This window comes from Muricoccus pecuniae, assembly GCF_014199205.1.
Taxonomy (GTDB): domain Bacteria; phylum Pseudomonadota; class Alphaproteobacteria; order Acetobacterales; family Acetobacteraceae; genus Roseomonas; species Roseomonas pecuniae.
In genome coordinates this window covers 19,087-33,049 of the sequence record NZ_JACIJD010000029.1, presented here as the reverse complement: position 1 = coordinate 33,049, position 13,963 = coordinate 19,087, and the positions used below count along the sequence as shown (strand labels likewise).

The following is a 13,963-nucleotide window of genomic DNA, read 5'->3' as shown; positions in this document are numbered from 1 at the left end:
CGATCCTCCGGACCTGCGCCCTCGTCAGCCAGAAAAGGTCAGCCATGGCAGCACCTCCGGCCACCAGGGAATCAGCTATTCAGATCAGCCGCTAGCCCTAATTAATGGGTCCTGACCCTAGGTCGTCCAGGCGGTAGCCGACGCGGCGCGCGCCCAGGCGAATGTACCGAGGGCCGGTGCCGGCCTTCCGGTGACGCTCCAAGGCGGGAATGCTGATCGTCGTCAGCTCCGAAGCTTGCGGTGTGGTCAGAACACAGTGGCGCTTCAGGCTATCATCGAGCGGGCGCCCCTTCCGCTTTGGCGGTCCCTCGCTCGCGCTACTGCTCTGAGTGGTCTGGTCCAATGTCGCCTCCTGATTGCTGGGGCGGGCAGTTGAACCGATGCGCGAGAGAGGCGGATTGATACAAAAACTAGAATCAGGGGTGGTACGTTTCGCCGAAGCCAACCAAGCTCGACGCCAATGCGCGGGCAGTCTCTGGCGGAACCTCCTTCCTTCCAGCCGCGGCGCCTCTCTGCAGGCGCGCCCATGCGGGCAGGAAGCGTGATTGCAGTCCTCCAACGCACAGGCTGCCGGGCACGTCCGACAGGGCTATCCTCCTCCGGAGCAACCAGTGAGCCGCCGCGAGCGCTCGTTCCAACTCTGGCCGGCGTCCGCGGGAAGGCTTGATCCTCGCGTCCGCCTGCTTCGCCGCGAGCGCTCGCTCGAGAACTAAGATGAGAAGTCCTAGCTTGCCCTCCGAGTCGGTGCTCGCATCTGTGACGGCCGCTTGAAACCTGGGGGCTCGTGCCGCCGCGATCATCTGCGCATCCGGCGATGCGGGCTGCGGTACATACCGGTAGCGACCAGTGCCGGGACGCCGCTCCATCAGCTGGCCCTTTGCATCGGCGCGACATTCCCCGCCACCCGCGCCGGCAATCCGACCACCTCGCGCACATGCGCCTCCCAAAGCGCCAGGGCCGCGCGCTTCGGTTCGCGGTAGGCCGCCCGATTGTAGGTGCCCGCCACGCCGCGCCTCGCAGCGCCAGAAGCATGGTTCAGCACGGCCTCGACGATGTGCGGCTCGATGCCCTTCTCACTGACCCCGGTGGCGAAGGTGCGGCGCAAGTCGTGGAGGGTCCACACCATTGGCGGCACCTCGTCAGGTTTGGGTACCCGGCCGTGCGCCGCAGCAAAGGCCTTGGCACGAGCCGCAGCGATGCGCACATCCATCGCCGCCTTGCACTTCGACCAGCCCGAAAACCCGCCTTCGCCAGTCCCGAACACGAGATCCCGCCCCTCGCGCTTTTCAGGCAACTGCGCCATCGCCAGCGGCCCAAGCGGCACCTCATGCGGTAGCCCATTCTTCGATCGGGCACGGGGCAGCATCCACACCCCACCCTCAATCTCGCCCCACGCGAGGCCGCCGACTTCCTCCCGCCGCGCGCCGGTTAGCAGCAGCAGCCGCACGACGCGCCCGTAGTCGTGCACGCCCTCGGTGGCATGCCACACCAACGCCAGCTCCGCGTCTGTCAGGACGCGCTCCCGCGGGGTCTCGGCGGCAGGCTTGGGGACGAGGGCCACCGGGTTTTCCCGCCCATCCAGGAACCCCGTGGTGAGGCCCCACGTCCACATAGCCGACAAGGCAGCGCGGAAGCGGTTCGCCGCCACCGGACCACTGCCCTTCGCCACAGCGGACACGACCCGGACGATTTCCGCCCGGCCCAGCTGAGAAGCGGCGGCGTGGTGCAGGGGCTTCGCGTGGACCCGGAGGTGCCGCTTTACTCCCTCGAAAGTGCCAAGCCTCAGGCGGCCCTCCGCGTCCGTCAGATAGGCCTCCACCAGGGCACTCACTCGCACGGCCTTCCGCGCGGCCCGACGCTCCGCTTGCGGGTCGGCGCCCAACTCCACCTTGCTCAGCAGTTGGCGCGCGGCCGTCCGCGCTTCGTCCAGCTCGACGGTGCGGAGATCCCCGAGGGTAGCGCGGCGCGTGCGGCCAGCGCCGTCCCGGTACTGCGCGATCCACAGGCGGCGCCCGGAGGCATAGGCGCGAACGCCGAAGCCCGGCAGCGCATCGTCCCAGAAGAACACCTCGGCCTTCCCCGCAGGGCAGGTGAGGCGGGTCAGCAAGGGCTTGGTGAAGCGAATGGGGGTGGCCATCGTCGGAAGCACTCCGGAAGCAGCCATATGATGGCGCGAGATGGGAGGAGGCGTAAGGGGACTTGGGGTCCTGCTCCCGTGTGTCTGTATTTATGGGCTTCTGATGCCTTCCGAGTGCTTCCGATGGCATCGCCGGGACACCCTAGCGCAGACTTTTAATCTTGGGGTCCTGGGTTCGAGCCCCAGCGGGCGCACCAATCCATTCTTCCCGAGCCGGTTCCCTCAGCCGCGCCGGCCGCCCCGGGGCGGGGTCGCCGCCTCTGCCCGGCCGGTCACGGAGGGCAGGGGCAGGACGGAGACGGGCGCCGTTCCTGTCCTCCCCATTCCCAGCTGCCCGGCCACGCCCGGGCTGACATCGAGGATGCGCCTCCGCGGACGCGGCCCGCGATCCGTCACTCGCACCGTCACGCTCCGCCCGTTCTTCAGATTCGTCACCCGCGCCCGGCTGCCGAGGGGGAGGGTGCGGCTCGCCACCGTCGCGGCATGGGGGTTGAACCGGGTTCCGTCGGCCATGCGCCGGCCCGCGAGGCTGGAGGCGTAGATCGAGGCGTGCCCGTGCTGCACCCCGGCCGCGTGGCGGGTTCGCTTCGGCGGGGTGTGGCGCGGGGTGGCCGGGCGGGCGTGGTGCTGCCTCGCAACTTGCCTCTCCGCGCGGTGATGCCCTTCCCGCTGATGCGCCGCGCGCGCCACGGCGGCCCCCGCATCGACCAGACCGAAACCGAGCGCCGTGCAGAGCAGCGCGATCCTCCAACCCTTCAAGCCGTTCACCTCATCGCCGTGGTAGGCGCGGCATCTGGGGGCAGGGCCACCCGCCCACCACCCCGGCGCGGCAGGGTCGCGATCAATTCCGCCGCGAGCCGGGAGGGCTCAGGACACCCCGACCTCCTCCTGGCGCCGCTTGTCCAGCTCCTCGCCGTAGCGGCGGAGGACGTGGCCGGCGGTGAGCATGCCCAGCACCCTCCGGCCCTCAAGGCTGTCGATCACGGGCAGGGCCTCCGCCTCGGCAGCGTCGAAGACGGCCATGGCCTCCCTGGCGTTCATGGCGGGCAGCAGCGCGCGGTCCCGCTGCCGCAGCAGGGCGGCTACCGTCTCCGCCTCGAGCTCCGCGGCATGGGCGTCGGCGACGAGCACCATCCCGGCATAGAGCCCGGCCTCGTCGAGAACGATCACGCGCTCGGTGGAGCCGAGGGGGAAGTCGCGGCGGAAGGCGGTCAGGCGCGTGTCGGCCCGCACGGTGCGGACATCGCGGCGCATCATCCGCCCCACCGTCAGCTCCCGCAGCCAGCCCACGTCATGCGCGGAGCGGATCGCCTCGCCGCGCAGGTGGAAGCGCCAGGTGGCGAAGGAGTAGCCGAAGAGCCGCCGCACCGCGATGCCCGAGACGGCCACCGCCGTCAGCACGGCGCCCGCGACGGGGAAGCTCCCCGTGGTCTCCAGCGCCAGGAAGGTCATGGCCAGCGGGGCGCCGATCACGGCGGTCCCGAAGGCGCTCATCCCCACCACGGCGAGGAAGAGCGCGTCCATCAGCGGCAGGCCGAGCACGACGAGGCTCGAGGCCAAGACCTTCCCGAGCAGGGCGCCGAGCAGGAGGGAGGCGAAGAACAGCCCGCCGCGGAACCCCGCCCCGATCGAGATGGCCGAGGCCAGCGCCTTCAGCAGCAGGAGCAGCAGCGCCGCCCGCGCCGGCCCCTCCGTGTTGAAGGCGATGTGCAGCGCGCCGTGCCCGGCCGAGAGCACGCCGGGCGAGAGGAGGGCCAGCACCCCCACCACGAGCCCTCCGAAGGCGGGGCGGAGGCAGGCCCAGGGCACCGCGCGCCGGACCAGCCCCTCCATGATGCCGACGCCGCGCATCAGCCCGATGGCGGCGAGCGCGCAGAGGATGCCGAGGGCGAGGGCGGCGGGGTAGCCCTCCCAGCCCGGCGAGGCGACGCCGCCGGGCTCGACGAGATAGGTCTGCCCGTGCAGCCCCCGCACGACGAGGGTGGCCGCGACGGCGCTGGCCACCACCGGGGCAAGGCTGGCGATGGCGTAGGTCCCGATCACCAGCTCGAAGGCGTAGAAGGCGCCGGTGAGCGGCGCGTCGAAGGCGGCGGCGATGGCGCCTGCCGCGCCGCAGCCGACCAGGACGCGCAGGTCCCCCCGCCGGAGCCCGCAGAGGATCCCCAACCGCGAGGCCACCCCGCCGGCCACCTGCGTGTAGGCGGCCTCCAGCCCGACGGAGGCGCCGAAGCCGTTGGAGATGAGGTTCTGCCCGGCCACCACCGCGCCGTCCTGCAGCGCCATCCGGCCGCCATGCAGCGCGTTCGCCTCGATCGGGTCCACCGGGTTGCGGCGGTGCCAGCGGTTGAGGGCGAGGTTCAGCAACCCGAGCAGCAGCCCACCCAGGGCCGGCAGCAGGAGGAGCCGGAGAGGGTCCTCGACGCGGAAGGCGCTCAGCCCGTGCCCGTCCCCCGTGCCGAACAGCACCGCCTGCATCCCGTGCGCCAGCTCTCCCATGGCGGAGGCGAGAAGCCCGCTCGCCACGCCGATGAGGGTGGCGAGCGCGACCAGCCCCGGCTCCGTCCCGCGGATCCAGGCGCGCAGCGGGGCGAGAGCCTCCGAGGCAGCGCTCCGGGCCGCGCGCGCAGGCAGGGGCGGCGCCCCCTGGAGCGGGGCGGCAGGAATGGTGGGAACGGGCTGCGGGAGGGTGTCGTCCGACATCCATGGCCTCCGCCGGGGAGCGGTTGCGCTACGACGATCCAGCGGGCCTGGGAAGGTCGGCAGACGCCGCGGCGGCCCCTGGGCCGGTCACGGTCCGGTGCTGAGCAGCCCGTTCAGCCCCCGCGCGGCCGTCAGCAGCGCGACGAGGGCGAGGGTCGCGAGGCTGATCCCGCGATGCGCGCCGCCCGCGCGCCGGAACAGCGCCGCGCCGATCCGCGAGCCGACCAGCATCAGCGGCAGCCCCGCCAGGATCAGCACCGTCTCGGCGCGGCCGATGGCGCCGACGGCGACGAGGCTGCCCGTCGAGAGCACCGCGGAGAGGAGGAAGAACACCATGAGGGAGGACCGCACCTGCGCGGGCTGGAGCGGCATGGCGAGGTAGTAGGCGAGGGCGGGCGGCCCTGGCATGGCCGCCAGCCCGTTGAACAGGCCGGAGAGGACCCCCGCCCCCAGCGTCGCCCACCGGCCGGCGAGGCCGCGGAAGCCGAATCCCGAGGCGAGGGCGATCACCGCCGCCCCGCAGGCCGCGGCCAGGAAGAGCCGGGCGAGATCGGGCGAGAGCCGGGCGAGGAGCAGCGTGCCGAGCGGCGAGGCGACCACCGCCCCCGCCGCGAGCCAGCGCACCGAGGGCCAGTGGCACAGCCGCGAGGCCGAGCGGACATCCATCAGCCCGCCCAGGAGCTGCAGCCCCGCCGAGAGGGAGACGGCGAGGATCGGCGGCATGGCGAGGCTGAGCAGCGGCACGGCGATGATGGCGAAGCCGAATCCGGTGAAGCCCCGGAAAACCGCGGAGAAGGCGACGATCGCGACGGCCGGCCCGAGCGCGCCGAGGGAGGGGAGATCCGCCGCGATGGAGGGCGCGATGGAGGACAGGTCGGGCAAGGGGGCGCTCCGGATGCGGCCGATCCGCTACGCCGTTCCGGCCGCGACCGGAAGGGGGTCCCTATCCGGGCGCCCCTCTTCCGGTGCCCCTCTTTCGGCGCCCCTCTTTCGGCACCGGGCGGCGCGGGCTAAGCCGCCGCCGTGCCGGCCGCAACACACCCCGCCGACCCCGCCGCCCGGCCCCTGCCGGCCGAGCTGACGGTCATCATCCCCTGCTTCAACGAGGCGGCGAACGTCGCCCCGATGGTGGAGCGGCTGGAGGCGGCGCTGCGCGGAGTCGCCTGGGAAGCGGTCTTCGTCGACGACAACAGCCCCGACGGCACGGCGGAGCGGGTGCGGGAGATCGCGGCGCGCGATCCCCGGGTGCGAGCGCTCCGGCGCGTCGGCCGCCGTGGCCTCGCCTCGGCGGTGACGGAAGGCGCGCTCTCCTCCTCGGCGCCCCTCATCGCCGTGATCGACGGCGACCTCCAGCACGACGAGACGATCCTGCCGGCCATGCTGGAGGCCGTGCGCGGCGGGGCCGAGGTGGCGGTGGGTAGCCGCCACGCGGAGGGCGGCGAGGCGGCGACGGGCTTCTCGGCCGGCAGGGCAAGGGTGAGCGGGCTGGGGGCGCGGCTCTCGGCCATGCTGCTTCCCACTCCCGTCGGTGACCCGATGAGCGGCTTTTTCCTCATGCGGCGGGAGCTGTTCGAGGCGATCCTGCCCCGGCTCTCCAACCGCGGCTTCAAGATCCTGGTGGACCTCCTGCTCTCGGCCGGGCGGCCGCTCCGCGTGGCGGAGGTGCCCTACCGCTTCCGCCCCCGGCTCGCGGGCGAGTCGAAGCTCGACGCGACGGTGCTGCTCGAATTCCTCGGGCTGCTGATGGACAAGTCGCTGGGCGGGTGGCTGCCCTGGCGCTTCGTCGCCTTCGCCGGGGTCGGCGCAGTCGGCATCCTCGTCCACCTCGCCGTGCTCGGCCTGCTCTCCGGGATCCCCGGCATCGGCTTCGCCGCGGCCCAGTGGACCGCCACCTTCGTGGCGATGACGGTGAACTTCCTGCTCAACAACCGCATCACCTACCGCGATCTCAGGCTGCGCGGGGCGCGGCTCGCGCGGGGGCTGCTGCTCTTCTACCTCGGCTGCGGCATCGGGGCGGCGGCGAATGTGGGCGTGGCCGGGCTTCTCCTGCAGGAAGGGGTGGCGGGCTGGGGCCTGGCCGGGGCGGCGGGTGCGCTGCTGACGGTGGTGTGGAACTACGCCATCTCCTCCACCCTCGTCTGGCGCAGCCGGTGATGCCCTGGGTCCTCGGCCTGCTCGCGCTCACGGCGCTCCGCCTTGGCGCGGCGGCGCTGCTGCCCCTCACGCCGGACGAGGCCTATTACTGGATCTGGGCGCGGGACCTGCAGGGCGGCTATCTCGACCACCCCCCGATGGTCGCGCTCTGGATCTGGGCGGGAACGGCCCTGGCCGGGGATGGGGCGCTGGGGATCCGGCTCCTCGGGCCCCTCGGGCTGGCCCTCGCCTCCCTCGCCCTGGCCTCGGCGGGGGACACGCTGATGCCGCGGCTCCGCCCGGGCCGCCCGGCCGCGCTGCTGCTCAACGCCATGCCCGTGACGAATGCGGGGGCGGTGCTGATGACGCCGGACACCCCGCTCTTCGTCTTCTGGTGCCTCGCCCTCTGGGCGGCGGCGCGGCTGCACGCGACGGGGAACGGGCGGTGGTGGCTCGCCGTCGGCGCCCTGTCGGGCCTCGCGCTGGCCTCGAAGTACACGGCGGTGCTCCTCGGTGCGGGGCTCGTGCTCTGGCTGGTGGCGGAACCCTCGGCCCGCCGCTGGTGGCGTAGCCCCTGGCTCTACGCGGGCGGGGCGCTGGCGGCGGCGGCCTTCTCCCCCGTGGTGGCCTGGAACGCGGCCCATGGCTGGGCCTCCTTCGCCAAGCAGGGCGGGCGCGCGGCGGCCGGGGAGGGGCTTGGCATCCGCTACCTCGCCGAGTTGCTGGGCGGGCAGCTCGGCCTGGCATCGCCGATCCTCCTCGTGCTCTGCGTCATCGGCACGGGGGCGGCGGCCCTCGCCTGGGTACGTGGGCGGGAGGGCGGGGCGGGGCTGCTGGCCGCGATCACCCTTCCCGCCGCGCTGCTCTTTCTCTGGCAGGCGCTCGGCAGCCGGGTGCAGGGGAACTGGCCCGCCATCCTCTACCCCGCCGCCTGCATCGCGGCGGCGGGCTTCACCGCCCGGGGCTGGCAGCGCGGGGGCGCGATTCTCGGAGGGGTGATGAGCGCGGCCATCCTCATCCAGGCCGGCGCCGCGCCGCTCGCCCTGCCGCGCCGCGCGGACCCGACCCTCGCGCGGCTGGGGGGCTGGCCGGAGCTGGCGGCCGAGGCCGAGGCGGCCCGGCTCCGGGCGGGGGCCTCCTTCATCGCCGCCGAGGAGTACGGGCTGGCGGCCGAGCTCTCCCTGCACCTGCCCCCCGGCGTGCCGGTGGTGGCCATCGGCGATCGCTGGGCGCTCTTCACCCTCCCGCGCCCCGCGCCGGGCGGGACGGGGCTGATGCTCCGCAGCCTGCGCCGCGGCGAAGGGCCCTCGCTCTGGCCGGGCGCGGTGCCGCTTGGCGAGCTCGTCCGCTCCCGCCAGGGGATCGAGGCGGAGCGCTACCGCCTCCTGCGGGTGGAGACGCCGCCGGGCGAGGTGCCCGCCGCCCTCCTGCCCCGCCCGCGCTGAGCGGCGCCGCGCGGCTTCCGCCGGGACGGCCGCGCTGCCAGACTGGCGCGAAGGCCCCGCCGGTGCGGCAGAAGGGCCGCGACGGAGGACCATGCCCATGCGCCGACGCGCCTTGCTCGCCGCCCTTTCCCTCCCGGCCATCCGCCCGGCCCGGGCGCAGGGCTCCGCCGGGGCCTGGGTGCCCGACCGGCCAATCTCCCTGACCGTGCCCTTCCTCGCCGGCGGCTCGACCGATATCGCGGCGCGCGTGCTGGCCGAGCGCATGGGCCCGAGGCTCGGCCCCGCCGCGCGCATCATCGTGGAGAACCGGGCGGGGGCGGGGGGCGCCGTTGGGAGCGAGTGGGTGCGCCAGCGCCCGGCGGACGGGTTCACCCTCCTCGTCGGCACCGCCTCCTCCCACGCGACGAACCCCGCGGCGCTGCCCGCCCAGACGCCCTACGACCCCGTGGCGGATTTCACCCCGGTCGCGGTGATCGGGGGAGGGCCGCTCGTGGTGGTGGTCCCGGCCGCCGCGCCGCAGCGGGACATCCGCGCCCTAATCGAGGCCGTGCGGGAGAGGCCGGGGGCGCTTTCCTGGGCAACCTCGGGCGTGGGCGGGGTCGGCCACCTCACGGGGGAGTATCTTAAGATCTCCGTCGGGGGGATGGAGGCGGAGCACGTGCCCTATCGCGGCGGCTCGGCCGTGATGGAGGCGCTGGCGAAGGGGGAGGTGGCCTATTCGCTGGAGGTGCTCGCCTCCAGCGCGCCGCATCTGCGTGACGGGCTCTCGCGCGGGCTGGCCGTGACCTCGGCCGCCCGCCACCCCCTCTTCCCCGAGATCCCGACCCTGGCCGAGACCGTGGCGCCCGGCTTCGATGTGACGACCTGGAACGTCCTCCTCGCCCCGCGCGGCCTGCCGGCCCCGGTGCTCGCCACCCTGAACGCGGCGGCGAATGCGGCCCTGGCCGATCCCTCCGTGCGCGAGCGGCTGGCCGCGGCCGGCGTCGATCCCTCGCCCGCCACCACGCCGGAGGAGACCCGCGCATTCCTCGAAGCGGAACTGGCGAAGTTCCGCGGCGTGGTGCAGCGTGCGGGACTGCGGCTGGGCCGGTGAGGAGGTGAGACCGAGACCCGCCACCGGGGCTGCGGGCTTGAACCTGGCGCCTGGCACCCGAGGTCATGCGCATCGTCCCTGGAGGCCACCATGCTGATCCGAGTTCCCCGCGGCTGGGAACTGCCCGAGAGCGCCGCGACCCCCGAGGCGGTGGTGATGGGCCGGCGCGCGGCGCTGGGCGCGGGCGCGGCCCTCGCCTCCGCGGTCCTCGCCCCCGGCCTGTTCGCCTCGGGCGCGCTCGCCCAGGCGGCGGCGCCGGCCATGCGCAACACCCGCTACCAGCCCGCCCGCGAGGTGACGCCGGAGCGGGACGCGACGAACTACAACAACTTCTACGAGTTCGGCTCCTCCAAGAGCGTTGCCTCGGCGGCCTCGAAGCTGAAGGTCAGCCCCTGGTCGATCCGCTTCGACGGGCTGGTGGAGGAGCCCCGCGAGATCGGGCTGGAGGACCTGCTGAAGCAGGTCAGCCTGGAGGAACGGGTCCTGCGCTTCCGCTGCGTGGAGGCCTGGGCCATGACGGTGCCCTGGACCGGCTTCCCCATGGCCGAGCTGGTGCGGCTGGCCGCCCCCAGGCCCGAGGCGAAGTACGTCGTCTTCGAGACGGCGGCGCAGCGGGACACCATGCCCGGCCTGCGCCAGTCCTGGTATCCCTGGCCCTATTCCGACGGATTCACGGTGGAGGAGGCCCGCAACGAGCTGGCCTTCATCGCGACCGGCATGTACGGCAAGCCCCTGCCGCCCCAGAGCGGCGCGCCCATCCGCGCGATCATGCCCTGGAAGTTCGGCTTCAAGGCACCGAAGTCGATCGTGCGCGTCACCTTCCAGGCCGAGAAGCCCGTGGGCTACTGGGAGAAGCTGCAGGCGAGCGAGTACGGCTTCTGGGGCAATGTGAACCCCGAGGTCGCGCATCCCCGCTGGAGCCAGGCGAGCGAGCGGCTGCTCGGCTCCAACGAGCGCGTGCCGACGCGGCTCTTCAACGGCTATGGCGAGTTCGTGGCATCCCTCTACTCCGGGATGGAGGGGCAGCGGATCTGGTACTAGGCCGGTTGCCCGCTAGGCCAACCGCCGCCGTGCCTCCTCGATGACGCGCAGGGTCTCGTGCCACAGGCCGAGGCCCGGCAGCTCCGCCGGCGAGAAGAAGCACGCCTCGCTCGCGTCGTCCCCGGCCACCGGCTCGCCCGAGAGCCAGCGACCGGCGAGGTCCACGATGGTGTAGTGGAAGAGCACCCGCCCCTCCGCGTCGCGCTCCACGATGTCCACGCAGGCGGCGAGGGTGAGGGCGCCGACCTCGATCCCGGTCTCCTCCCGCAGCTCCCGCCGCGCGCAGTCCTCGGCCGACTCGCCGAGCGCCTGGGCGCCGCCGGGCACGGTCCACTCCCCCTGGCGCGGCGGGCGGAGGCGGCGGACGAGGAGCACGTCCTCTCCCCGGAAGGCGAGGCAGCCGATCCCGACCCAGGGGCGGTCGGGATATTCCCGGGCGCTCAACCCTCCCGCTTCCGCAGCGTGTCGAGGCTCGGCGCGAAGGCCGGGAGCTTCCAGGCACCGACCTGATAGGCCCATCCGCGCCAGCGCGCGTTCAGCCGCGCGGCCTCCTCGTCCCCGCTCGCCGAGAGCGTCATCCAGACCGCGCCGTTCTCCTGCCGCAGCCGGGCGGTGACGGTGAGGTTGTCCGTCAGGATGAAGCGGCCCTCCCCGGCGGGCTGGCCGGGCGCCCCGCTCTCCGCGCGGACGTCGAGTAGGGTCAGCCCCTCCAGCGCGCGGCCGACCTCGTCGAGGGAGATCTCGTCGGCCGGCGGCGCGTCCCCGGGGAGGACGATGCGCAGCCGCCCGTCCGGCCCCTCCTCCCGCAGCAGCTCCACCGTGCGGCCGTCGCGCACGCCGATGACGCGGCGCACGCGCTCCTCCGGCAGGTTGGCGATCTCGCGCTCGATCCAGAGCTGCGGGTCCGCATCCACCGGCAGCCTGCCCTCGGCGAGCCAGGACTGGCTCTCCCCGGGGCGGCGGACGAAGGCGCTCTCCGCCATGGCAGCCGCACCTCCCCCCACGCCTCCTCCGGCCGTGCGGGTCCGTCTGTGGCCGATGACGAGGGAGGCGAGCGGCGCCCCGGCCCCGTCCAGCACGCGCAGCAGCACGGCATTGGAGCCCGGCCCCGGCTCGTCCAGCCCGAGGCGGGAGAGCGCAGCGGGGTCGGCGGTGCGACGCTCGGACAGGCGAAGCTCGGTGAGGGCGACGAGAAGCTCGCGCACCCGCTCGCCGCGCGCGGGATAGCCGCCCTTCTCCGGCAGCAGCCAGGCGTCGCCGGGCCCGCGCTGGAGGGTCAGCGCCTGCGCGCCCTGGCGCAGCTCGATCCGCTGGGCGGCGCCGAGGCGGCCGGCGAGGGCGGGGAAGGCAAGGGCGGTTTCGGCGGGCGGCGGCGCGGCGTCCTCGCGCGGAAGCAGGAGAGCGGCCGCCCCGGCAACGAGGACGGCGCCCCCACCGAGGGCCAGGAGATGGCGCTTGTTCAGCGGCATGGCCTCACCCCCGGGCCGCGGCGCGGCGCCGGGTGCGGAGCACGGCGAGGCCGATGGCCAGCATCGTCACCAGCGCCGGGACGAGCGCGATGTTGAGGATGCGGAGCCAGGTCTCCAGCCCCTCGATCCCCTGGCGCAGCTCGCGCTGGACGGCGCGCAGCTCCCCGCGCGTGCGGAGGATCTCGGCGCGGGCGCTGTCGATCTCGGCGCGCTGCTCGGGGGTGATGACGGTCCCGGCCGCGGCAGCGCCGCTCCCCGTGCCCCCGCGCAGCTCGCGCAGCCGGCGCTCGGTGGCCTGCAGACGCTCGGTCAGGCCCCGCTCGGTCTGGCGGTAGCGCGCTTCGGCCTCGGCGCGCATCTCTTCCACCAGGGTGAAGGGCCGCAGGCTCTCCCCGCGGGAGCGAAGGGAGATGAGGCTGTCCCCGCCCGCCAGCGTGTCGGCGAGGTTCGTCACGAGCGCGCCGTTGTCGCTCGTCGGCGTCGCGACCTGCTGGCCGAAGAAGTCCTGCACCCGCACCCAGAAGCGATCCTCCAGCAGGTCGGTGTCGTTGCCGACCACGAGGTTCGCCGGGCCGTTCGTGCGGGCGAGATGCGGCGGCAGGGCGGGGTCGCGCGCCGCGCCCTCCGGCGGGGCGGGCGGGCCCTCGGGGAAGGCGGTGGTGAGGGTGCCGCGCAACCGGGCGAGGAGGATCCGCCGCTCCCCGTCCGGCCGGAACTCCGAGAGGATGCGGGCGGGGTCGGGCGACTGCCGCACGCGGTCCGCGTCGATCAGCGCCGATTGCGGGGAGGAGGTGACGAGCGGGGTCAGCTCCACCGCCGCGCCCTCGCGCTTCCTCACCTCCCCGGCGGAGGCGAAGGTGACCTGGGATAGCTCCGCGCTGGCCACGTCCGCGCGGGAGAGGCTGTCTCCCTGGGCGTTGAACCAGGCGATGTAGTCCACGCCCTGCACCCGGTCCCCCCCACCCGCGCGGACGCGCCAGGCGCCGCGCGCGTCCACCACCACCTTGTCCGAGGGCGCCTCGACGCCCCATGCGTTCAGCAGCCGGTCGAGGCTCGACGCGGTGGAGGCGGGCGGGAGGCCCGTCGGGTCCGGGCGGCTGGCCTGGCTCTCGCTGTGCGGGTCCACCAGCGCCAGCAGCCGCCCGCCGCGCATGACGAACTGGTCGATGGCGTAGAGGGCCGCGGGGGGCAGGTCCTGCGCGTGGGCGACCATCAGCACCGCGATATCTGGCGGGATGAGCTGCGCGTCCGGCGCGATGTCGCGCAGCGTGAAGAACTGGCGGAGCTGCGTCACGATCTGGAAGGGCTGCCCGGCGCCGGGGACGCGCATCATCATCGCGCGGGGGTCGCCGTTCAGCGGCAGGGAGGATAGCACGCCGAGGATGGGGCGCTCGGGGCTCGACAGCTCGTGCACCAGCCGCGTCAGGTCGTACTCAAGGAAGCGCTCGCGGTCCGGCTGGAAGAAGGGGATGGTGCGCTCGTCATCCAGCAGGTTGGAGCCGGCGAGGCCGAAATAGACCTGCTCCCCCGCGTTATCGAGCGGCACGGCCTGGAGGCCGAGGGCCAGCGCGCGGTCCTCCGTCTCGGAGAAGGGCTCAGGATCGAGGATCTCCAGCCGGATCTTGCCGCCGGAGAGCAGCACGTATTCCCGCAGCATCTCCCTCACGCGGTCGGCATAGGCGCCGTAGACGGGCACGGCGGCGCCGAGGCGGCGGGAGTAGAAGAGGCGCAGCGTGATCGGCTCGCGCAGCCCCGCGATCTCGCGCTTCGTGCCGTCCGAGAGGGTGTAGAGGCGCTGCTCCGTCAAGTCGATGCGGGCGGAGGCGAGGAAGCGGTCGGCCAGCAGGTTCACGCCGACGGCGATGACGGCCACGGCCAGCAGCGCGCCGAGGGAGAGCAGGAGGCCGCGGCCGCGCCTCCGGGGGACGGTGGTGTCGCTCACGGG

11 protein-coding genes and 1 tRNA gene are annotated in these 13,963 nt (G+C 73.8%); 5 read left to right on the top strand and 7 right to left on the bottom strand.

Annotated features, from left to right (window positions below):
* Positions 1-865: 865 nt before the first annotated feature.
* Positions 866-2,137: a tyrosine-type recombinase/integrase gene (locus FHS87_RS20630; protein ID WP_184521206.1), complete on the bottom strand. Its 1,272-nt coding sequence runs from the start codon at positions 2,135-2,137 to the stop codon at positions 866-868.
* A 72-nt stretch (positions 2,138-2,209) separates the two neighbouring features.
* Between FHS87_RS20630 and FHS87_RS20625 the strand changes: the two genes are divergently transcribed.
* Positions 2,210-2,334: transfer RNA gene (locus FHS87_RS20625), tRNA-Lys, on the top strand.
* 25 nt (positions 2,335-2,359) lie between these two features.
* On the opposite strand, the gene FHS87_RS20620 is transcribed toward FHS87_RS20625, so the two are convergent.
* The 3 genes from FHS87_RS20620 to FHS87_RS20610 all read right to left on the bottom strand — a co-directional run bounded on the left by FHS87_RS20620 (position 2,360) and on the right by FHS87_RS20610 (position 5,719).
* Positions 2,360-2,896: a septal ring lytic transglycosylase RlpA family protein gene (locus FHS87_RS20620; RefSeq protein ID WP_184521205.1), complete on the bottom strand. Its 537-nt coding sequence runs from the start codon at positions 2,894-2,896 to the stop codon at positions 2,360-2,362.
* Positions 2,897-3,004: 108 nt separating this feature from the next.
* Positions 3,005-4,837 (bottom strand): chloride channel protein, encoded by a 1,833-nt coding sequence (locus FHS87_RS20615; protein WP_184521204.1) that lies wholly within the window; start codon positions 4,835-4,837, stop codon positions 3,005-3,007.
* Positions 4,838-4,924: 87 nt separating this feature from the next.
* The gene (locus FHS87_RS20610; protein ID WP_184521203.1) at positions 4,925-5,719 is read right to left on the bottom strand and encodes a sulfite exporter TauE/SafE family protein; all 795 of its coding nucleotides are present in this window, start codon (positions 5,717-5,719) and stop codon (positions 4,925-4,927) included.
* A 141-nt stretch (positions 5,720-5,860) separates the two neighbouring features.
* Between FHS87_RS20610 and FHS87_RS20605 the strand changes: the two genes are divergently transcribed.
* The 4 genes from FHS87_RS20605 to msrP all read left to right on the top strand — a co-directional run bounded on the left by FHS87_RS20605 (position 5,861) and on the right by msrP (position 10,549).
* Positions 5,861-6,991, top strand: coding sequence for a glycosyltransferase family 2 protein (locus FHS87_RS20605; RefSeq protein WP_312862061.1), 1,131 nt, complete (start codon positions 5,861-5,863; stop codon positions 6,989-6,991).
* Entirely contained in the window at positions 6,991-8,415 is a 1,425-nt protein-coding gene (locus tag FHS87_RS20600; RefSeq protein WP_184521202.1) for a glycosyltransferase family 39 protein, read from the top strand. The genes FHS87_RS20605 and FHS87_RS20600 overlap by 1 nt, the downstream gene beginning before the upstream one ends.
* A 97-nt stretch (positions 8,416-8,512) precedes the next feature.
* Positions 8,513-9,508, top strand: a complete 996-nt coding sequence (locus FHS87_RS20595) for a Bug family tripartite tricarboxylate transporter substrate binding protein (protein ID WP_184521201.1) — start codon at positions 8,513-8,515, stop codon at positions 9,506-9,508.
* Positions 9,509-9,598: 90 nt separating this feature from the next.
* Complete coding sequence (gene msrP, locus FHS87_RS20590; RefSeq protein ID WP_184521200.1) at positions 9,599-10,549, top strand: protein-methionine-sulfoxide reductase catalytic subunit MsrP; 951 nt, start codon at positions 9,599-9,601, stop codon at positions 10,547-10,549.
* Positions 10,550-10,561: 12 nt separating this feature from the next.
* Here msrP and FHS87_RS20585 read toward each other — a convergent pair whose 3' ends face one another.
* The 3 genes from FHS87_RS20585 to FHS87_RS20575 are packed head-to-tail and all read right to left on the bottom strand — an operon-like array spanning position 10,562 to position 13,960.
* Positions 10,562-10,993 (bottom strand): NUDIX hydrolase, encoded by a 432-nt coding sequence (locus tag FHS87_RS20585; protein WP_246418574.1) that lies wholly within the window; start codon positions 10,991-10,993, stop codon positions 10,562-10,564.
* Entirely contained in the window at positions 10,990-12,018 is a 1,029-nt protein-coding gene (locus FHS87_RS20580) for a DUF4340 domain-containing protein (protein ID WP_246418573.1), read from the bottom strand. The genes FHS87_RS20585 and FHS87_RS20580 overlap by 4 nt, the downstream gene beginning before the upstream one ends.
* Positions 12,019-12,022: 4 nt before the next feature.
* Complete coding sequence (locus FHS87_RS20575; RefSeq protein ID WP_184521198.1) at positions 12,023-13,960, bottom strand: Gldg family protein; 1,938 nt, start codon at positions 13,958-13,960, stop codon at positions 12,023-12,025.
* Between the last annotated feature and the right edge of the window lie 3 nt (positions 13,961-13,963).

Coding starts and splice junctions, on each gene's coding strand:
- FHS87_RS20595 (WP_184521201.1), top strand. CDS start 8,513: ATGCGCCGACGCGCCTTGCTCGCCGCCCTTTCCCTCCCGGCCATCCGC.
- FHS87_RS20630 (WP_184521206.1), bottom strand. CDS start 2,137: ATGGCCACCCCCATTCGCTTCACCAAGCCCTTGCTGACCCGCCTCACC.
- msrP (WP_184521200.1), top strand. CDS start 9,599: ATGCTGATCCGAGTTCCCCGCGGCTGGGAACTGCCCGAGAGCGCCGCG.
- FHS87_RS20580 (WP_246418573.1), bottom strand. CDS start 12,018: ATGCCGCTGAACAAGCGCCATCTCCTGGCCCTCGGTGGGGGCGCCGTC.
- FHS87_RS20615 (WP_184521204.1), bottom strand. CDS start 4,837: ATGTCGGACGACACCCTCCCGCAGCCCGTTCCCACCATTCCTGCCGCC.
- FHS87_RS20600 (WP_184521202.1), top strand. CDS start 6,991: ATGCCCTGGGTCCTCGGCCTGCTCGCGCTCACGGCGCTCCGCCTTGGC.